Here is an 18,265-nt window from a genome sequence, read left to right on the forward strand (position 1 = left end):
AACCTGGCGGTGCGGCGTTTAGCCGCCCGGCGCGAGCTCGCGGTGTCTCACCAGCACATTACCATGGGCGCGAAAATAGTTGGCAAGTCTTTCCGCGATGTACACGGAGCGATGCTGCCCCCCAGTGCAACCGATTGCGACGGTCAGGTAACTGCGATTGTCAGCGATGAAACTTGGCAGCCACTTTTCCACATAGGCGCGTATGTCCTCGGCCATGGCCAGCACCATCGGCTGGCTCTGCAGAAAGTCGATCACGGGCTCGTCGCGGCCGGTCAGTGGGCGCAGTGCCAGGTCGTAGTAGGGGTTGGGCAGCGAGCGCACGTCGAACACCAGGTCGGCGTCGCTGGGCACGCCGTGCTTGAAGCCGAACGACTCGAACAGCAATGTGAGCTTGAGGTCATCGCCGCGCACGAATTCCTTGATCCACGCGCGCAATGTATTGGTGCGCACATTGCTGGTGTCGATGCGGTGCGCAGCCTCCGCCAGCGGGCTCAGGAGCTCGCGCTCCATCTCGATGGCCTCGATCAGCGAGGTGTCGTTGAGTGCGGTCTCGGCGGCACTATCGGCGAGATTCTCGTTCCTGGGATTGGCCGAGAGGCCAGCCATGGCTGCGCGCATCGACAGCGGATGGCGCCGTCTCGTCTCGGAATAACGCTGCACCAGCGCATCGGTATTGGCGGTCAGGAAGACCACCCGGACCTGGTGTTCGGAGGCGAGGTCGCGCAGCGTGCCGGGCAGCTCGTCCAGCGATTCACGGCTACGGATATCGGTGGCGACGCCCAGATGGGTGTAGCCCTGCGCCGCCAGGTACTGGGCCAACTCCGGGATAAACTGCGCCGGCAGGTTGTCGACGCAGTAGTAGCCCGCGTCTTCCAGTACGTTCAAGGCAACGGATTTGCCGGAGCCGGAGATCCCGGTGATAAGTATGATGCGCATAGCACGACAAGCATAACATCAGGTGATGACGCCGTCATGACGGCGCCGTGCCAGAAAAAATGGCGAACCGAAGAGGTTCGCCATTTTTACACGTCCGCGCCGCAAGTGATGCCGGTAGCTTACTTGGACAAGCAGTCGCTCATGAAGGCCTTGCGCTCGTCGCCCTTCTTGCCGGTGGCCTGGGCGTTGCAGGTCTTCATCTTTTCCTGCTGGCTGTTCTTGGCGGGTGCGGCCGCGGGCTTATTGGACAGGCAATTGCTCATGAAGGCCTTGCGCTCATCGCCCTTCTTGCCGGTGGCCTGCGTGTTGCAAGCCTTCATCTTGTCCTGCTGGGTGTTAGGTGCCGCCGGTGCCGCGGGTGCAGCGGCCGGTGCATTCTGGGCGAAGGCGCCGGTGGCAAAAAGCGGGGCTACCAGCACGCACATCGCGATCAATTTTTTCATGCTTGCTCTCCTGGCTGTGGAAAACTTCATGGCTGCTGGCCTGTCGGCTCGGCAACTCCGGGCTGGGCCCAATGCCCATTACTGCACAAAACGGCCTATGCCCCAATCGCGTTGACCATCGAAGCGCGGCCGGATGTAAGCAATTGAAAACGGCCCCGTCGTGGTCGCATGGCGTGGGCCCGCCAAACCTAGAGTAGCCGGCCCTGACCCCGCGATGCGACATCGGCCTGCATCGCGGCGCGCTGGCGGTCCATGAAGTCGCGCAGCGTGTCGATGCCGCGCAGGCGCAGGATGGTGTTGCGCACGGCGGCCTCGACCAGCACGGCGAGATTTCGGCCGGCCGCCACCTGGATCTTGACCATGTGGATGGGCAGGCCGAGCACGTCGAGATACTGGGAGTCCAGCGGCAGGCGCTCGAATTCGCCATCGTTGCGGCGAACCAGTTGCACCACCAGCTTAAGCTTCATCTTGCGGCGTACCGCAGTCTCGCCAAAGATGGTCTTGATGTCGAGCAGGCCCAGGCCGCGCACTTCCAGCAGGTTCTGCAGCAGCGGCGGGCAGCGGCCCTCGATGAAGTCCGGCCCGAGGCGCACGAAATCGACGGCATCGTCCGCGACCAGCCCATGTCCGCGCGAGATCAGTTCCAGGCCGAGCTCGCTCTTGCCCAGGCCGGATTCGCCCATCACCAGCACACCCATGCCGAGGATGTCGAGGAATACGCCGTGCATGGTCACGCGCGGCGCGGAAATGCGCGACAGATAGAGGCGCAGGTGGTCGATCACCGCGGCCGAAGACACCGGCGTGGTGAACAGCGGTGTGGACGAGCGCGTGCAGCGCAGTTCCAGGTCGGGCGGCGGCTCCATGCCGTCGGCGATCACCAGGAACGGCGGCTCCAGCAGGATCAGCTCGCCCATCTGGCGCTTGCGCATCTCGTCATCGAGGCGCTGGTAATACGTGATTTCGGGCTTGCCCAGCACCTGGATCCGGTTCGGGTGGATCAGGTTCAAGTGGCCGACGAGATCGGCCGCGGACGTGGCTTCACGCGCGAACTCGACATCGAAGGCCCGGTCCGCGCCCTCCAGTCCTGCTACCCAGGAGAGTTTGATATCGGCTGCGTTGTCGTCGAAGATCGACTGCGAGGTGACGCCAGTGAGTTCCATTCGGGTGCTTTCAGGGACGGGCTTTCAGTGCCGGATCAAGGGTGCCATTGCGTCAGCAACTGGTGCACGTCGTCGGGGGTGGGCAGGGTAGCCAGTCCTTCGCGCATCTCGCGGTCGGACAGCAACTGGGCGATCTCGGAGAGAATTTCCAGATGCTGCTGGGTGGCCTGTTCGGGCACCAGCAGGAAGATCAGCAGCGCGACCGGCTTGCCGTCGGGCGACTCGAAGGGGATCGGCTCGGCCAGGCGCATGAAGGCGGCCAGTGGCTGCTTCAGTCCCTTGATGCGGCCGTGGGGGATCGCAACCCCCGCGCCCAGGCCGGTGGACCCGAGCGACTCGCGGGCGAACAGGTTGTCGGTCACGGTCGCGCGCGCTACGCCATGGTTGTTCTCGAAGAGGAGCCCGGCCTGTTCGAACACGCGCTTCTTGCTGGTGACGCTGACGTCGAGGTTGATGTTGCCGGGTGGCAGCAATTTAGCCAAACGATTCATGTGGAATGCGCAGGGTTTTCTAGTAAGCAGGCCCGGGGCCAGGAGGCGTCCCACCGGGCGGAAAGAGGTAAAAAAACCAAGGCCCGAGGTTTCCACCGGGTGTCCCCCCATGCCGGTGTCGGGCGTCTGGCCATTATAGAGCAGGCCCGCTTCCGCTTTGTGCATTGCAATAGCCGATGCGCTCAAGCGGTGCTGCATGCACCGGAATGGCTAGGCCGGTCAACCATGTATTGCACAGCATACACTGGTACATATGCGTTGCGGAATCCCCTGTGTGGCCCGATCGGGTAGGCTGCAACGAAAAAGCCGCGCTCTGGGCGCGGCTTGATTCCATTTTTCAAGGGACTGACACCGACGGCCCGGTATGTGGGCCGCCAGGCACGGTCATTGCTGCATCTGCGATGCGGCCATCTGATACTTGACCGCTTCACGGTCGTGGCTCTGCACGCGATCCTTGTGGCGAATCACCTGCCGGTCGAGCTTGTCGACCAGTGCGTCGATAGCGGCATACAGGTCTTCATGATGCGCTTCGACAAAGATGTCCTTGCCCTTGAGATGTAGATTGATTTCCGCGTACTGCCGCCGGTCCTTTTCTTTTGTATTGTCGACAGAGAGCAGCACACTTACGCCAATGACTTGATCGAAATGCCTGACGATACGCTCCAGTTTCGTTTCCACGTACTCACGCAGAGGGGGCGTGATGTCCAAGTGGTGTCCACTGATCTTGAAGTTCATAGCGTTTCTCCTTCTGAAAGAGCTGCATCAGGCAGGCGATGCAGCTCGGCTACAAAGTCTTACGGAGATTGACCGCGGGAATCTTGAGCGCTTCGCGGTATTTGGCAACGGTACGCCGTGCTACCACAAAGCCTTGCTCGCCGAGCAATTCGGCAATCCGGCTATCGGACAAGGGGTTCCTAGCGTCTTCGGCTCCTATCAATTGCTTGATCAACGCACGGATTGCCGTTGATGAGGCCGCGCCGCCGGTTTCTGTGGATACGTGAGAGCCAAAAAAATACTTCAGCTCGAAAGTCCCCATCGGCGTTGCCATGTATTTATTGGTAGTCACCCGAGAGATGGTGGACTCGTGTAAACCCAGTGTATCGGCAATCTCCCGCAAAACCAAGGGGCGCATCGCAATTTCACCGTGGGTGAAGAAGTTCTTTTGACGTTCGACAATGGCTTGTGCGACGCGCAATATCGTGTCGAACCTTTGCTGGATATTCTTGATCAACCAGCGTGCTTCCTGCAGCTTTTGCTGCAGTCCGGCCGCGCCTGCATCGCCTTTTGCACCGCGCAAAATCTGCGCGTACATGTCGTTGATGCGTAGCCGCGGCATCACATCCGGGTTGAGGTGGGCGATCCATCCGCCGCTCAATTTTCGAACAAAAACATCAGGCACCACGAAGTCCGCTTCTGGCCGGCTGTAGGCATGGCCGGGATAGGGCGCGAGCGAGCGGATCAGTTCATGTGCGGCCTTGAGTTCCGGTTCGTCCACTTGCAGCGCCTTTTTAAGGCGCGTGTAATCGCGCACCGCCAGCAGCTCGAGGTGGTTGGTGACGATGCTCAGCGCCAGTTCGCGCTGCGGATGCTTGAGCCTGCGCAATTGCAGCGCCAGGCACTCGGCGGCGTTGCGTGCCCCGACGCCCGGCGGATCGAAGCTCTGCAGCAGCGTGAGCACAGCCTGGATCTCGTCGACCTCGAACTCGAGCTCCTCCGGCAGCTCGCTGCAGATTTCCTCGAGCGTGGTGCTCAGGTAGCCGTCATCGTCCAGGGACTCGACCAGGAAGATAGCCAGCCCTTTGTCGCGCAGGGAAATCTTGAGCGGCGCCAGCTGTTCCATGAGGTGTTCACGCAGCGTGGGCTCGGCGTCGCGCAGCTGCATCGGGGTTTTTTCGTCGTCTTCGCCTTGCGGGCGGCGGGCGAAGTCGTCCAGGCTCCAGTCGCTGCCGTAATCCTCATTGCTGTCAGAGTAGCTGTCGTCGGCTTCGGGCGCGCCATCGGGGCGGTTCTCGCTGGTGCCCTGGCCATCGGCGGGCGCTGGCGCGGGCGCGCTCTGCAGGTTCACCGAGCCGTCCGAAGACACGCGCAACGGGCTGTCCAGCCAGTCGTTCTCACGCTCGAGCAAGGGGTTCTCGGTCAGCGCCTGTTCCACTTCCTGCTGCAGTTCAAGCGTGGACAGTTGCAGCAGCCGGATCGACTGCTGGAGTTGCGGCGTAAGCGCGAGATGCTGCGAGAGGCGGAGCTGTAGCGACGGTTTCATGCGACCTATTTTATGCCCAACTTCCGTACTGATGGAACGGAAATTGCTATCGCTGGTGTCGCTATGATCGTTTGAAGGATAAAAGGCGACACCGAAGCCGCCCGGGGGGCGATGCGCGGCAGGCGCCGCGCGCCCTTACATGCGGAAGTTCTCGCCCAGGTAGACCTTGCGCACCGACTCGTTGGCGATGATGTCCTCAGGCTGCCCGGACGCCAGCACCGCGCCTTCGCTGATGATGTAGGCGTGGTCGCAGATGCCTAGCGTCTCGCGCACGTTGTGGTCGGTGATCAGCACGCCGATATTGCGTGCCTTGAGGAAGCTGACGATGCGCTGGATTTCGCCAACCGCGATCGGGTCGACGCCGGCGAAGGGCTCGTCGAGCAGGATGAAGCGCGGCGCGGAGGCCAGCGCGCGGGCGATTTCCACGCGGCGGCGCTCGCCGCCGGACAGCGACAGCGCCGGGTTGTCGCGCAGGTGGGCAATCTGCAGGTCATCCAGCAGGGTGTCCAGCCGGCGCTCGATCTCGGCCTTGCCCAGGGGTTTGCCATCGTTGAGCTGCAGCTCCAGCACTGCGCGGATGTTTTCCTGCACATTGAGCTTGCGGAACACGGAGGCTTCCTGCGGCAGGTAGGACAGGCCCATGCGTGCTCGCTCATGGATGGCCAGGCCGCTGATGTGTTTGTCGTCGAGCACGATATCGCCTTCGTCCAGCGCCACCAGCCCCACGATCATGTAGAACGACGTGGTCTTGCCCGCGCCGTTGGGGCCCAGCAAGCCGACCACCTCGCCGCTCTTCACGTCGAGCGACACGTCCTTGACCACGGTGCGCGAGCCGTAGCGCTTCTTCAGGTGGCGCACGACCAGCGTGCTGCTGTCCTTCAGGGTGGCGGGCTGGGACGGTGCGGTTTGGGTAGCGGTCATGAAGGTGAAGTCAGAATCCGTGGATCAGGGACGTGGCGGCGTCAGGTCAGGGGTTGACGGGGGCAGTTGCCGGCTTGAGCGGCAGCGGATTGGCTGCGGCACCGCTGGCGGGCTGCTCCTGGCGGGGCGACAGCACGGCGCGCACGCGGCCCGACGGGCTGCCCGCGGTCGCGTTCTCGGCGCCGCCGCTGGCCGTGTAGAACTCGTTGCGGCTGTCATAGGTGATCACCGCGCCGCGGATCTCGTCGACCAGCTTGGCGCCGGCCAGGCGGGCCATGCGGGCGCGCCCGATCAGCTTGGACAACTCCTGCTTGCCGTCATATTCGATGCGGTCGCCCCAGCCATCGATGTACTCGTCGACGTTGTCGCGCTTCTGGCGGATATAGGCTTGCTTGCCGCCCTTGGAGGTCGCGACCGCGTACTGGTAGCCCTCGGGATCGGTACGGACTTCGGCTGCGTCGGATTTGAGCACCATGGTGCCCTTGGTCAGCACCACGTTGCCAGTCAGTACATAGACCTGCTTGACGTCATCGTAGCTGGCATTGTCGGCCTCCAGGACCAGCGGCTTTTCGCGGTCGGCCTTTTCGGCGCTGGCGGGCGCGGCCAGCGTGAGGCCCAGGACGGCGGCCAGCGTCAGCAAAGCGGCCGTGCTGCGGCGCAGACAGGACGAAGTCGTCGGGAATGGATTCATGTTGGCGTGATGGCGGTTGACGCGGGCGGTTGGTGCCCGCGGGCGGCTTCGGGGCTACTTCGTGGGACTCGCCGGCGGCGGCCCCGTGATGATGGTGCCGCGTACGTTACCCAGCAATTGTACTTCGCGAGTGACATTGTTGAAGACCAGGCCGTTGGCGGTCATCACCGACGGGCCGCGGGTCAGCTTGACAGCCTTGTCGGTCTTGACGATGTCATCGTTCACCAGCACCTGGAAATACTCCGAGGCGGCCGTCATCTGCGGATCCTTGGCGGGGTCGGGGCCCTGGGTACGCACGATGAAGGCATTGCCGAACAGGTCGATGACCGAGCCTTCCGCGTTCATCGTGCCGCGATCAGAGTGGCCGGTGACGGGCGGACGGTCGATTTCATAGGAGCGCATGGCCGGGCGCGTCACTTCGTAGGTCTGGTCGTCCTCGAAGTGGATCATCTTGTCGCCGGTGAAGCGCAGCTTGGTGTTGCCGTCCTCGGCAAGCTCGGTCGCGGAAAAACGGATCATGTAGTAATCCGGTTCATGCTTCTTGCCTACCGGCCCGGTGTCCGCTTCTTTCGGGGAGTTGACCTGCACCAGCCAGAAGGTGCTGCCCGCCACCAGTGCCATCAGCAGCAGGGGCAGGGCTCGCATGGCAAGCCGGCTCAGGGAGGACAGGATTTCCCGCATAGGCATGGGCTGGCCTCAGATGACCTTGGCGCGGGTCAGGTCGTGGATGTGGAGCGCGCCGACCAGGCGCCGCTCTGCGTCGACCACCAGCATCTGGTTGATGCGGTTCGCCTCCATCACCTGCACGGCTTCCACGGCCAGCTGGTCCGGCCCGACGGTATGCGGTGTGCGGTGCATGACCTCGCTGATGGGTACGGTCTTCCAGTCGCGCGGGGTTTCGAGCAGGCGGCGCAGGTCGCCATCGGTGAAGACGCCGATCAGGCGGTCGTCCGGGTCCACCACCGCGGTCATTGCCATGCCTTTGCGGGTGATTTCCATCAGGGCCTGTGCCAGCGGCGTGCTCTCGCGTACCTTGGGCACCGCGTTGCCGCTGCGCATGACGTCGCGCACGTGGGTCAGCAGCTTGCGCCCGAGCGCGCCGCCCGGATGCGAGCGGGCAAAGTCTTCCTCGCCGAAGCCGCGGGCATCCAGCACCGCCACCGCGAGCGCGTCGCCCATCGCCAGTGCGGCGGTGGTGCTGGCGGTCGGGGCCAGGTTGAGCGGGCAGGCTTCTTTTTCCACGCCGGCATTGAGGTGCGCGTCGGCCAGCTGGGCCAGCGTGGAGGCGGGGTTGCCGGTCACGGAGATGAGCTTGGCGCCGATGCGCTTGACGATCGGGACAATCGAAAGCAACTCGGCGGTCTCTCCGGAATTGGAAAAGGCGATCAGCACATCGTCGCGCGTGACCATGCCCAGGTCGCCGTGGCTGGCCTCGGCCGGATGCACGAAAAACGCGGGCGTGCCGGTCGAGGCCAGCGTGGCCGCGACCTTGCGGCCGATGTGGCCCGACTTGCCGATGCCGGACACGACGACGCGCCCGCTGCAATTGAGCGTCAGTTGCACGGCTTGCGCAAATCCGTCGTCCAGGCGGCCTGCGAGGGCAGCGACGGCGTCGGCTTCGATCTGGAGGGTTTCGCGAGCGAGCCTAAGTGCTCGATCCGCATTGAAATTAGCTATCATGGCGACGAAGTATACCAACGAATGCGATGGCGCTTGGGCTGTTCCTGGGATCGGGCGGCCGGGGCGGCCATCGCGCTTGCCGTAATCCGCCGGCAGGGCCGCCCGCACCGGGCCGGCCCGGTGCCCGGCGCGGCGTACCCTGACCCTGTCGATGCACTCTCCGCTGGACCTTACCCTTGTCCTGCTGGCCGCCGCCGTGTTTGGCGTGGTCGCGTTTCGCATGTTGCAGTTGCCGCCGATGCTGGGGTACCTGGTCGTGGGCATCCTGATCGGGCCGCATGCGCTCGGCCTGGCCAGCGATACCGCGCAAACCAAATACCTGGCCGAGTTCGGCGTGGTCTTTTTGATGTTCTCGATCGGCCTGGAGTTCAGCCTGGGCAAGCTCAAGGCGATGAAGCGGCAGGTGTTCGGCCTGGGCGGCTCGCAGGTGGTGCTGTCGCTCCTGGCCGTGATTCCGGCGAGCTGGGCGTTCAACTGGCTGTTTCCGCTGTCCTGGCAGGCCTCGGTGGCGCTGGGCGGCGCGCTGGCCATGTCATCCACCGCCATCGTGTCCAAGATGCTGTCGGAGCGGCTGGAGCTGGAGAGCGAGCACGGGCGCAACATCATCAGCATCCTGCTGTTCCAGGACCTGGCCGTGGTGCCGCTGCTGATCGTGATCCCGGCGCTCTCGCGCGATCCGGGCGACCTGATGATGGCGCTGGGCCTGGCCACGGTGAAGATCGTGGTGGCCCTGAGCCTGATCTTCTTCGTCGGCCAGCGCTTCATGAGCCGCTGGTTCCACATCGTGGCGGCGCGCCGCTCGCAAGAGCTGTTCATGCTCAACCTGCTGCTGGTCACGCTGGGCATGGCCGCGCTGACCGAGCGGCTAGGCCTTTCGATGGCGCTGGGCGCCTTCATGGCCGGCATGCTGATCTCCGAGACGCCGTATCGCCATCAGGTGGAGGAGGACATCAAGCCCTTCCGCGATGTGCTGCTGGGGCTGTTCTTCGTCACCATCGGCATGCTGCTCAATATCCATGTGGTGCTCGATCACTTGTGGCTGGTGCTGGCGCTGCTGGTGGTGCCCATTGTCTTCAAACTGGTGCTGATCTCCGGCCTGGCCCGCTTGTTCGGTTCGCGCCAGGGGGTGGCGATCCGTACCGGCCTGGGCCTAGCGCAGGCCGGCGAGTTCGGCTTTGTGCTGCTTAACCAGATCGACGGCCTGAACCTGGTCGACCCGGTGCTGATCCAGGTCATCCTGGCCTCGATGCTGTTGTCGATGCTGGCGGCACCGTTCCTGATCCAGTACAGCGACGCCATCGTGCTGCGCTTTACCGCCAACGAATGGCTGATGCAGTCGCTCAACATGACGCGCATCGCGGTGCAGAGCCTGCAGACCGAGAAGCACGCCATCATCTGCGGGTTTGGCCGCAGCGGCCAGAACCTGGCGCACATGCTGGAGCGCGAGGGCATTACCTACGTGGCGCTGGACCTCGACCCGGACCGGGTGCGCGAAGCCGCCGGCGCGGGCGATACCGTGGTGTACGGCGATGCGGGCCGGCGCGAGGCGCTGATCGCGGCGGGCCTGCATCGCGCGGCCGCCTTGATCATCACTTACAACAACACGCCCTCGGCCCTCAAGGTGCTGCACCATGTGCAGGAACTGGAGCCGGCGCTGCCCGTGATCGTGCGCACCATGGACGACTCGGAGCTCGATATCCTGCAAAAGGCGGGCGCCACCGAGGTGGTGCCGGAAAGCATCGAGGGCAGCCTGATGCTGGCCTCGCACGCGCTGGTGCTGCTGGGCGTGCCGATGCGGCGCGTGGTGCGCGGGGTGCAGGAGGCGCGCGATGCGCGCTATAGCCTGCTGCGCGGCTACTTCCACGGCCGTGACGACGAGGAAGACATGGTGGAGCGAGAGTCCGTGCGGCTGCACTCCATTTCGCTTGGCCCGGAGGCCACGTCGGTGGGGCGGCGCCTGGGCGCGCTCGGGCTGGACCGTATCGGGGTGGAAGTGACGGCGGTGCGCCGGCGTGGCATCCGCGCGTTCGATCCGGAGCCCGATACCGTACTGGAGCCGGGCGATATCGTGGTCTTGCGCGGCCAGCCAGAGGCGCTGGAAGCGGCCGAGGCGCGCATGCTGGCCGGCTGAGCCTGCGCTATGCGCTCAGTGGCCGCAAGTTCGGGTTCATGCCGCCACGCGGCTGCCGGTGTGCGCCTCTTCCGCCCACGATGCCGGCAGGCCCTCTAGCACGGAGCGCGCGTCGAGCGAGCCGATCGGGACGCGCGGGTCGGCGGGAATGCGGCCTTCGCCTTGCAGCATCAGGTAGCGCAGGCAGCATACGCGCAGGAAGGACGTGAAGTTTGCCGCCTCGCCCCGGTAGGCCACCAGTTCGTCGTGCAGCCGGGTGATGAGCTGGCCCACGCTCATGCCATCGCGGCGTGCCAGCGTTTCGAGCACTTCCCAGAACAGGCTTTCCAGCCGGATGCTGGTGGCCACGCCATGCAGCCGGAGCGAGCGTGACTGGCCCTGGTACGACTGCGGGGTAGCCCGGATGAAGATTTCACACATAGAAGAACTCCCGTGCTTAACGGCCCGCGATAGCCCTAGGTGGGCTCGCGGGCCGCGTTCGGTAGCCTCTAATGTACGATCCTGGTGCCCAGGACGGCAAGGAACTGCGCCAGCCACGCCGGGTGCGCGGGCCAGGCCGGTGCGCTTACCAGGTTGCCATCCGTGTAGGCCTGGTCGACTGGAATGTCGGCATATTTTCCGCCCGCCAGGCGCACTTCGGGCGCGCAGGCCGGATAGGCCGAGCAGGTCCGGCCTTCCAGCACGCCGGCCGCGGCTAGCAGCTGGGCGCCGTGGCACACCGCGGCGATTGGTTTGTTGGTGCTGGCAAAGTGCCGCACGATTTCCAGCACCCGCTCGTTCAGGCGCAGGTATTCCGGGGCGCGCCCGCCCGGGATGACCAGCCCGTCGTAGGCCGCCGGATCCACATCGGCAAAACTCGCGTTCAGCGCGAAGTTGTGGCCGCGCTTTTCGCTATAGGTCTGATCGCCCTCGAAATCATGGATGGCGGTGGGGCAGCTGGCGCCGGCCGCCTTGTCCGGACACACCGCATGGACCGTGTGGCCCACCATCTGGAGTGCCTGGAAAGGCACCATGGTTTCATAGTCTTCGGCGTAGTCGCCGACCAGCATCAAGATCTTTTTCGCCATCGCTGTCTCCTGTATGGTTACGGTTGTCCTGGGGGAGCCACGCCGCAAAGCGTGCCATCCGCCCAGGCGTTGCCCATTGTGTTGCCGTTTGCGGCAGCCCGGGTGGTAACCCATTACCGCATCCAGCCTGCCGATTTGGCGGGCTGCCCGAACGAGTCCCCATGCCCAACACCACTATCCAGTCGTCCGCCCTTGGCGACGTTACCCACTACCTGCGCGAACGCATCCGTACCGTGCCGGACTGGCCCCAGCCCGGCGTGATGTTCCGCGACATCACGCCGTTGCTGCAGGATCCCAAGTCCCTGCGCGTGCTGATCGATGTCTTTGTGCACCGCTACATGGACGCCAAGCTCGACGTGGTGGCCGGCATCGACGCACGCGGCTTTATCCTGGGCGCCATCGTGGCGTACGAGCTGAACCTGGGCTTCGTGCCGATCCGCAAGAAGGGCAAGCTGCCGTTCGAGACCGTGGCCGAGGAGTATGAGCTGGAGTACGGCAGCGCCACGGTGGAGATCCACGCCGATGCCTGCAAGCCGGGTGACCGCGTGCTGCTGGTGGACGACCTGATCGCCACCGGCGGCACCATGATGGCTGGCCGCAAGCTGCTTGAGCGGCTGGGCGCCACCGTGGTGGAAGGCGCCGCCATCGTCGACCTGCCCGAGCTCGGCGGCTCGCGCCACCTGCTGGATAGCGGCCTGCCGCTGTTCACGGTTTGCCGCTTTGACGGGCATTGACCCGCATTGACGGCCGCTCTCCGAGCGGCTTGCGCATTGGGCTTGCGGCCATTTCCACCGCGTGGACATGGCGTTGCCCACACATGCCGGCAGGCGCATAATGCCCCATTGACAACGATACGATGGCCGGGCGAAATCTTGCGATCCGCAATGGAGGCACCGGTCACATAAGGGCATAAGGGCGCAGCATGGGCGTACTACTACATTTGCTTTCCGGCGTGGCGCTGCTGGTGTGGGGCACCAACATCGTCAAGGTCGGCATCCTGCGCGTGTATGGCGCCAACCTGCGCCACGTGCTCTCGTCCAGCATTTCCAACCGGTTCACGGCCTTTGCCGCCGGCCTCGGCGTGACCGGCCTGGTCCAGAGCAGCAACGCGACCGCCGTCATCGTCAGTTCCTTCGTCGGCCAGGGCCTGATTGCCGTGGCGCCGGCGCTGGCCATCATGCTGGGCGCCAACGTCGGCACCGCCATCATGGTGCAAGTGTTCTCGCTGGACCTGTCCTGGCTGTCGCCGCTGCTGATCTTCGTTGGCGTGATCCTGCATCTGTCCTGGAAGGGCAACAAGCCTGGCCACGTGGGCCGCGTGCTGATCGGCCTGGGGCTGATCACGCTGGCGCTGGAGCTGATCTCCATTGCCACCCGCCCCGTGGTGGAAGCGGCTGGCGTCAAGGTGTTGTTCGGCACGCTCACCGGAGACCCCACGCTGGACATGCTGATTGGCGCCTTACTGACCATCCTTTGCTATTCCAGCCTGGCGGTGGTGCTGTTCTGCGGGGCGCTGGCCTCGGCCGGGGTGGTGTCCCTGCATGTGGCGATGGCGCTGGTGCTAGGCGCCAACCTGGGCTCGGGCATTTCCGCGTTGCTGACCACCTCCGGCAACAACCAGCCCGGCAAGCGCGTCACGCTGGGCAACCTGCTGTCGCGCCTGCTCGGCTGCGTGATCGCGCTGCCTTTGCTGGGGCAGGCCGAACACCTGCTGGCGCTGGTCGACGCCGATCCGCAGCGGCTGGTCGTGAATTTCCACCTGCTCTTCAATGTGGCGCTGGCAGTGCTGCTGCTGGGCGCCACCGGTCCGCTGGCGCGCCTGTGCGAGGCGGTGCTGCCCGGGCGCAACACCGGCGACAGCCAGGTCACCCCGCGCCACCTCGATCCCGCCGCGCTGCCCACGCCGGCGCTGGCGCTGTCCAATGCCGCGCGCGAGGTGCTGCGCATCGGCGACCGCATCGAGCAGATGCTGGACAACATGCTGCGCGTGCTGCGCACCAACGATGCCAAGCTCGCCACCGCCACCTGCCGCATCGACGACGAGGTGGACGATCTCTACACCGCGATCAAGCTCTACCTGACCCGGATCAGCCTGGAGGCGCTGGATGAGCGCGACGGCCGGCGCTGGACGGAAATCATCTCGCTCACCATCAACCTCGAGCATGCCGGCGACATCATCGAGCGCATCCTGCAAGACGCGCGCGAAAAGAAGATCGCTCATAACCTGGCCTTCTCGGAAGCGGGCATGCAGGAGATCTCGCAGATGCACGCGCGCGTGGTGGCCAACCTGCGGCTCGGGCTGTCGGTTTTCCTCTCCGGCGACCTGAAAAGCGCGCAGCTACTAATGGCGGAGAAGGCGACTTTCCGCGAGCTGGAGCGCCAGTACGCGCGCACCCACCTGCAACGCATCGCCGTGCAGACCGCCGAGAGCATCGAGACCAGCTCGCTGCACCTCGACGTGATCAGCGATCTCAAGCGCCTGAACTCGTTGTTCTGCGCCACCGCCTACCCGGTGCTGGAAGAAGCTGGCGTGCTTAACCGCAGCCGCATGAAGGAAGATGATGGCGAACCCCCGGCCAGGGCTGTGCCGTCCGCGCAGGCGCACTAAGGAGCCACTAAGGAGTGGCTACAGCTTGTAGCCGATCTCCCGCAGCAGGTTCCGCCGCGAGGCAATGTCAGCCTCGGTTTCCAGCCCGAGCGGCGAAGCGCCATCTACCACGCCAAGCACCGCGCGCCCCTGCGCGGTCTGCGCTACCACCACCTCGGTCGGGTTTGCCGTGGCGCAATAGATCCGGCATACCTCCGGCACCGCGCGCACGGTCGCGAGCACATTGACCGGATAGAAGCCGTCGCCAAGGAACACCAGGAAGCAGTGGCCGGCACCGATTGCCAGCGCGTTCTGGCACGCCAGGTCGATCATCGCCTCGTCGGTGCCGGACCAGCGCACAAGGCGCTTGCCCGAGGCCTCGCAGAACGCTAGTCCAAAGCGGATGCCCGGCACCGCGCCGGCCAGCGCCTCGTGGATGTCGTCCACGGTCTTGATGAAGTGGGATTGCCCGAAAATGAAGTTGGTCGCCTCGGGCTTGGCGATCGGCACTACGGTGAGTTCCATGGCCGTGCTCCTGCATTGGCCTGTGCCAGCCCCGGAAAGGGCTTCAGGAGGCGCGGCCTTGCGCAGTCTATGGTAGGCCGGGCAAGGTCGAATGCAAGGCGCAGCGCGGGCCTACTTCGAGGAGGGCGGGCGGCGTCTGCGGCGCGCGCGCTGCAGCATCGCGGCGATGGCCACAAGCACGGCCGCGCCGCCCAGCGTCAGCGCCAGATTGCCGGATACAGCGCCGCTCGCCTTGGCAGGTACCTGGGCAGCGCTGGCGGCACTGGCCTCCCGGGCGCCTTGCGCGGGCGGAGCGGATGCCGCCGGCGCGGCGGGTTCATCGAGTGCTCGCGCCGCCGGCGCGGCCAGGTCGATCGGCGTGACGGTGGCTTGCGCCACAGCCGGGCCGGCAACGGCGGCGCTGCCGAGCAGCAGCGCGCATTGCCAGGCGCAAAGGATGAGGCGGAAACGCGTGCGCACCGTGGTCAGCGGCGCTCGAGCAGCGGCGCCAGGTACTTGCCGGTGAAGCTCGCGCGGCTAGCCGCCACCGTTTCCGGCGTGCCCTTGGCGATCACCTGGCCACCGCCCGCACCGCCCTCCGGGCCCATGTCGAGCAGCCAGTCCGCGGTCTTGATCACGTCCAGGTTGTGCTCGATGATGACCACCGTGTTGCCCTGGTCGCGCAGCTTGTGGATGACCTTGAGCAGCAGCTCGATATCGTGGAAGTGCAGGCCCGTGGTGGGCTCGTCCAGGATGTAGAGCGTGCGGCCGGTGTCGCGCTTGGACAGCTCCAGCGACAGCTTGACGCGCTGCGCCTCGCCGCCCGAGAGCGTGGTGGCGGACTGGCCCAGCCGGATGTAGCCAAGGCCCACGTCCAGCAGCGTCTTGAGCTTGCGCCGCACGACAGGCACCGCCAGGAAGAACTCGTGCGCGTGCTCTACCGTCATGTCGAGCACTTCGTGGATGTTCTTGCCCTTGTAGAGCACCTCCAGCGTTTCGCGGTTGTAGCGCTTGCCGTGGCAGACGTCGCAAGGCACGTACACGTCCGGCAGGAAATGCATCTCGACCTTGATCACGCCATCGCCCTGGCAGGCCTCGCAGCGCCCGCCCTTGACGTTGAACGAGAAGCGGCCCGGATCGTAGCCACGCTCCTTGGCCGAGGGCACGCCCGCGAACAGCTCGCGGATCGGCGTGAACAGGCCGGTGTACGTAGCGGGGTTGGAGCGCGGGGTGCGGCCGATCGGGCTCTGGTCGACGTTGATGACCTTGTCGAAATGCTCCAGCCCGTCGATGCGGTCGTGCGCGGCCGGCTCCGCCGTGGAGCCATACAGGTGGCGCGCCACCGCGTGGTAGAGCGTGTCGTTGATCAGCGTCGACTTGCCCGAGCCGGACACGCCGGTCACGCAGGTGAGCAGGCCCACCGGGATCTCGGCGCTGACGTTGCGCAGGTTGTTGCCGGTTGCGTTGATGATGCGCAGCAGCTTTTCCTCGTCGGGCGCGGCACGCTCTTTCGGCACCTCGATGCGGCGCGCGCCGGACATGTACTGCCCGGTGAGCGAATTGGCCGACTGCTCGATCTGCTGCGGCGTGCCTTCGGCCACGATCATGCCGCCGTGCACGCCGGCGCCCGGGCCGATGTCGACCACGTAGTCGCAGGCGCGGATCATGTCTTCGTCGTGCTCCACCACCAGCACGGAGTTGCCGATGTCGCGCAGGTGCTTGAGCGTGCCGATCAGGCGGTCGTTGTCGCGCTGGTGCAGGCCGATGGAAGGTTCGTCCAGCACGTACATCACGCCGGTCAGGCCGGAGCCGATCTGCGACGCCAGCCGGATGCGTTGCGCCTCGCCGCCCGACAGCGTGTCGGCGCTGCGCTCGAGCGACAGGTAATCCAGCCCCACGTTGTTGAGGAAGTTCAGGCGCGCGCTGATTTCCTTGACGATCTTGTCGGCGATCTCGCGCTTGGCGCCGTGCATGTCCAGCGTGAGGAAATAGGTGAGCGCGTCGCGCAGCGGCCAGCCGTTGATCTCGTAGATGGCGCGCGCCTGGTCGTTCTCGCCCAGCTTGACGTGGCGCGCCTCGGTGCGCAGGCGGGTACCGTGGCAGGCGGGGCAGGCCTGGTTGTTCTGGTACTTGGCGAGCTCCTCGCGCACCGCGATGGAGTCGGTCTCGCGGTAGCGGCGCTCCAGGTTGGGAATGATGCCCTCGAAGGCATGCTCGCGCACCGTGGTGCGGCCACGTTCGTTCATGTAGGTGAACGGGATCTCCACGTCGCCCGAGCCGTGCAGCACGACTTCCTGCACCTCGGCCGGCAGGTCCTCGAAGGCCGTATCGAGCTCGAAGTCGTAGTAGGCCGCCAGGCTTTGCAGCATCTGGAAGTAAAACTGGTTGCGGCGGTCCCAGCCCTTGATGGCGCCCGAGGCCAGCGACAGGTTAGGGAAGGCCACCACCCGCTTGGGATCGAAGAAGGTGATCTGGCCCAGGCCGTCGCAGCTCGGGCAGGCGCCCATCGGGTTGTTGAACGAGAACAGCCGCGGCTCCAGCTCCTGCAGCGAGTACGAGCAGATCGGGCAGGCAAACTTGGAGCTGAACCCGTGCTCCTGGTTGGTGTCGATCTCCAGCGCGATGGCGCGGCCATCGGCCAGGCGCAGCGCGGTCTCAAACGATTCCGCCAGTCGTTGCTTGATGTCCGGGCGTACCTTGACGCGATCCACCACCACGTCGATGGAATGCTTCTCGGTCTTTTTCAGCTTGGGCAGCGCGTCCACCTCGTAGACCACCGCCGGTGCCTCATGCGTGGTGCCGCCGCCGGAGCGGATGCGAAAGCGCACGAAACCCTGGGCCTGCATGGTGTCGAACAGGTCGGAATGTTCGCCCTTGCGGTTGGCCACCACCGGTGCCAGGATCATCAGCTTGGTGTCTTCCGGCAGCGCCAGCGCGGCGTCGACCATCTGCGAGACGCTTTGCGCCTGCAACGCCAGGTTGTGGTCGGGGCAGTAAGGCGTGCCGGCGCGTGCGAACAGCAGCCGCAGGTAGTCGTGGATCTCGGTGACCGTGCCCACGGTTGAGCGCGGGTTGTGGCTGGTTGCCTTCTGTTCGATGGCGATCGCGGGCGATAGCCCCTCGATCAGGTCGACGTCCGGCTTTTCCATCAGCTGCAGGAACTGGCGCGCGTAGGCCGACAGCGACTCCACGTAGCGGCGCTGGCCCTCCGCGTACAGGGTATCGAAGGCGAGCGAGGACTTGCCCGATCCGGACAGCCCGGTAATCACGATCAGCTTGTTGCGCGGCAGATCGAGATTGATGTTCTTCAGGTTGTGGGTACGGGCACCACGGATTCTAATTTCTTCCATATACCGATTGTCTTCGCCAGGCGGGGCCGCCGGTCGGGTCGACA

Annotated in this window: 18 protein-coding genes; 3 read left to right on the plus strand and 15 right to left on the minus strand. The window is 65.1% G+C overall.

The genetic code is table 11. The features are described 5' to 3' along the window. Positions 1 to 18: 18 nt before the first annotated feature. From rapZ to AC1RQC_RS23935, 10 genes are all read right to left on the minus strand, one after another. On the minus strand, positions 19 to 936 hold the full coding sequence (rapZ, locus tag AC1RQC_RS23890; protein WP_492375323.1) for an RNase adapter RapZ: 918 nt from the start codon (positions 934 to 936) through the stop codon (positions 19 to 21). Between the two features lie 119 nt (positions 937 to 1,055). Continuing rightward, positions 1,056 to 1,379, minus strand: coding sequence for a PsiF family protein (locus AC1RQC_RS23895; RefSeq protein ID WP_459570989.1), 324 nt, complete (start codon positions 1,377 to 1,379; stop codon positions 1,056 to 1,058). A gap of 188 nt (positions 1,380 to 1,567) precedes the next feature. Further along, on the minus strand, positions 1,568 to 2,539 hold the full coding sequence (gene hprK / locus AC1RQC_RS23900; RefSeq protein WP_006159437.1) for an HPr(Ser) kinase/phosphatase: 972 nt from the start codon (positions 2,537 to 2,539) through the stop codon (positions 1,568 to 1,570). 35 nt (positions 2,540 to 2,574) lie between these two features. Beyond that, positions 2,575 to 3,030, minus strand: coding sequence for a PTS IIA-like nitrogen regulatory protein PtsN (ptsN, locus tag AC1RQC_RS23905; RefSeq protein ID WP_006159436.1), 456 nt, complete (start codon positions 3,028 to 3,030; stop codon positions 2,575 to 2,577). A gap of 384 nt (positions 3,031 to 3,414) precedes the next feature. Continuing rightward, positions 3,415 to 3,765: a ribosome hibernation-promoting factor, HPF/YfiA family gene (hpf, locus tag AC1RQC_RS23910; protein ID WP_006159435.1), complete on the minus strand. Its 351-nt coding sequence runs from the start codon at positions 3,763 to 3,765 to the stop codon at positions 3,415 to 3,417. 49 nt (positions 3,766 to 3,814) lie between these two features. Continuing rightward, the gene (locus tag AC1RQC_RS23915; protein ID WP_043343436.1) at positions 3,815 to 5,290 is read right to left on the minus strand and encodes an RNA polymerase factor sigma-54; all 1,476 of its coding nucleotides are present in this window, start codon (positions 5,288 to 5,290) and stop codon (positions 3,815 to 3,817) included. 135 nt (positions 5,291 to 5,425) lie between these two features. Then, the gene (gene lptB, locus AC1RQC_RS23920) at positions 5,426 to 6,211 is read right to left on the minus strand and encodes an LPS export ABC transporter ATP-binding protein (RefSeq protein WP_150991814.1); all 786 of its coding nucleotides are present in this window, start codon (positions 6,209 to 6,211) and stop codon (positions 5,426 to 5,428) included. A gap of 46 nt (positions 6,212 to 6,257) precedes the next feature. Then, positions 6,258 to 6,902, minus strand: coding sequence for a lipopolysaccharide transport periplasmic protein LptA (gene lptA, locus AC1RQC_RS23925; protein ID WP_174425621.1), 645 nt, complete (start codon positions 6,900 to 6,902; stop codon positions 6,258 to 6,260). A gap of 54 nt (positions 6,903 to 6,956) precedes the next feature. Beyond that, a complete protein-coding gene (gene lptC, locus AC1RQC_RS23930; protein ID WP_492375332.1) occupies positions 6,957 to 7,583 on the minus strand; it encodes an LPS export ABC transporter periplasmic protein LptC in 627 nt (208 codons plus the stop codon). Between the two features lie 15 nt (positions 7,584 to 7,598). Then, a complete protein-coding gene (locus tag AC1RQC_RS23935; protein ID WP_492375324.1) occupies positions 7,599 to 8,582 on the minus strand; it encodes a KpsF/GutQ family sugar-phosphate isomerase in 984 nt (327 codons plus the stop codon). Between the two features lie 151 nt (positions 8,583 to 8,733). Between AC1RQC_RS23935 and AC1RQC_RS23940 the strand changes: the two genes are divergently transcribed. Then, positions 8,734 to 10,713 carry a monovalent cation:proton antiporter family protein gene (locus tag AC1RQC_RS23940; protein WP_492375325.1) on the plus strand — a complete coding sequence of 660 codons (1,980 nt, stop codon included), beginning with the start codon at positions 8,734 to 8,736 and terminating at the stop codon, positions 10,711 to 10,713. A 36-nt stretch (positions 10,714 to 10,749) separates the two neighbouring features. Here the strand turns inward: AC1RQC_RS23940 and AC1RQC_RS23945 are convergent, their stop codons facing one another. Together AC1RQC_RS23945 and AC1RQC_RS23950 are read right to left on the minus strand one after the other, a co-directional pair. After that, complete coding sequence (locus AC1RQC_RS23945) at positions 10,750 to 11,133, minus strand: ribbon-helix-helix domain-containing protein (RefSeq protein WP_492375326.1); 384 nt, start codon at positions 11,131 to 11,133, stop codon at positions 10,750 to 10,752. Between the two features lie 68 nt (positions 11,134 to 11,201). Further along, a complete protein-coding gene (locus tag AC1RQC_RS23950; RefSeq protein WP_006159426.1) occupies positions 11,202 to 11,780 on the minus strand; it encodes a DJ-1/PfpI family protein in 579 nt (192 codons plus the stop codon). A 161-nt stretch (positions 11,781 to 11,941) separates the two neighbouring features. On the opposite strand from AC1RQC_RS23950, the gene AC1RQC_RS23955 reads away from it, so the two are divergent. After that, positions 11,942 to 12,514, plus strand: coding sequence for an adenine phosphoribosyltransferase (locus tag AC1RQC_RS23955; protein ID WP_267605425.1), 573 nt, complete (start codon positions 11,942 to 11,944; stop codon positions 12,512 to 12,514). Between the two features lie 188 nt (positions 12,515 to 12,702). After that, the gene (locus AC1RQC_RS23960) at positions 12,703 to 14,388 is read left to right on the plus strand and encodes a Na/Pi cotransporter family protein (RefSeq protein ID WP_492810503.1); all 1,686 of its coding nucleotides are present in this window, start codon (positions 12,703 to 12,705) and stop codon (positions 14,386 to 14,388) included. 18 nt (positions 14,389 to 14,406) lie between these two features. Here AC1RQC_RS23960 and AC1RQC_RS23965 read toward each other — a convergent pair whose 3' ends face one another. The 3 genes from AC1RQC_RS23965 to uvrA all read right to left on the minus strand — a co-directional run bounded on the left by AC1RQC_RS23965 (position 14,407) and on the right by uvrA (position 18,221). After that, positions 14,407 to 14,892 carry an adenosine-specific kinase gene (locus tag AC1RQC_RS23965; protein ID WP_492375328.1) on the minus strand — a complete coding sequence of 162 codons (486 nt, stop codon included), beginning with the start codon at positions 14,890 to 14,892 and terminating at the stop codon, positions 14,407 to 14,409. Positions 14,893 to 15,003: 111 nt separating this feature from the next. After that, complete coding sequence (locus tag AC1RQC_RS23970; protein ID WP_492375329.1) at positions 15,004 to 15,351, minus strand: hypothetical protein; 348 nt, start codon at positions 15,349 to 15,351, stop codon at positions 15,004 to 15,006. Between the two features lie 5 nt (positions 15,352 to 15,356). Continuing rightward, a complete protein-coding gene (uvrA, locus tag AC1RQC_RS23975; RefSeq protein ID WP_150991795.1) occupies positions 15,357 to 18,221 on the minus strand; it encodes an excinuclease ABC subunit UvrA in 2,865 nt (954 codons plus the stop codon). Between the last annotated feature and the right edge of the window lie 44 nt (positions 18,222 to 18,265).

It is taken from the genome of Cupriavidus sp. GW822-FHT03E04 (assembly GCF_058801495.1).

Excerpts from the sequence above, each read along its gene's own strand:
- AC1RQC_RS23960 (WP_492810503.1), top strand. The coding sequence starts at position 12,703 with ATGGGCGTACTACTACATTTGCTTTCCGGCGTGGCGCTGCTGGTGTGG.
- AC1RQC_RS23945 (WP_492375326.1), bottom strand. The coding sequence starts at position 11,133 with ATGTGTGAAATCTTCATCCGGGCTACCCCGCAGTCGTACCAGGGCCAG.
- AC1RQC_RS23895 (WP_459570989.1), bottom strand. The coding sequence starts at position 1,379 with ATGAAAAAATTGATCGCGATGTGCGTGCTGGTAGCCCCGCTTTTTGCC.
- AC1RQC_RS23915 (WP_043343436.1), bottom strand. The coding sequence starts at position 5,290 with ATGAAACCGTCGCTACAGCTCCGCCTCTCGCAGCATCTCGCGCTTACG.
- AC1RQC_RS23955 (WP_267605425.1), top strand. The coding sequence starts at position 11,942 with ATGCCCAACACCACTATCCAGTCGTCCGCCCTTGGCGACGTTACCCAC.
- AC1RQC_RS23940 (WP_492375325.1), top strand. The coding sequence starts at position 8,734 with ATGCACTCTCCGCTGGACCTTACCCTTGTCCTGCTGGCCGCCGCCGTG.
- lptB (WP_150991814.1), bottom strand. The coding sequence starts at position 6,211 with ATGACCGCTACCCAAACCGCACCGTCCCAGCCCGCCACCCTGAAGGAC.
- rapZ (WP_492375323.1), bottom strand. The coding sequence starts at position 936 with ATGCGCATCATACTTATCACCGGGATCTCCGGCTCCGGCAAATCCGTT.
- AC1RQC_RS23950 (WP_006159426.1), bottom strand. The coding sequence starts at position 11,780 with ATGGCGAAAAAGATCTTGATGCTGGTCGGCGACTACGCCGAAGACTAT.
- lptA (WP_174425621.1), bottom strand. The coding sequence starts at position 6,902 with ATGAATCCATTCCCGACGACTTCGTCCTGTCTGCGCCGCAGCACGGCC.
- uvrA (WP_150991795.1), bottom strand. The coding sequence starts at position 18,221 with ATGGAAGAAATTAGAATCCGTGGTGCCCGTACCCACAACCTGAAGAAC.
- AC1RQC_RS23935 (WP_492375324.1), bottom strand. The coding sequence starts at position 8,582 with ATGATAGCTAATTTCAATGCGGATCGAGCACTTAGGCTCGCTCGCGAA.
- hprK (WP_006159437.1), bottom strand. The coding sequence starts at position 2,539 with ATGGAACTCACTGGCGTCACCTCGCAGTCGATCTTCGACGACAACGCA.
- AC1RQC_RS23965 (WP_492375328.1), bottom strand. The coding sequence starts at position 14,892 with ATGGAACTCACCGTAGTGCCGATCGCCAAGCCCGAGGCGACCAACTTC.
- lptC (WP_492375332.1), bottom strand. The coding sequence starts at position 7,583 with ATGCGGGAAATCCTGTCCTCCCTGAGCCGGCTTGCCATGCGAGCCCTG.
- ptsN (WP_006159436.1), bottom strand. The coding sequence starts at position 3,030 with ATGAATCGTTTGGCTAAATTGCTGCCACCCGGCAACATCAACCTCGAC.
- hpf (WP_006159435.1), bottom strand. The coding sequence starts at position 3,765 with ATGAACTTCAAGATCAGTGGACACCACTTGGACATCACGCCCCCTCTG.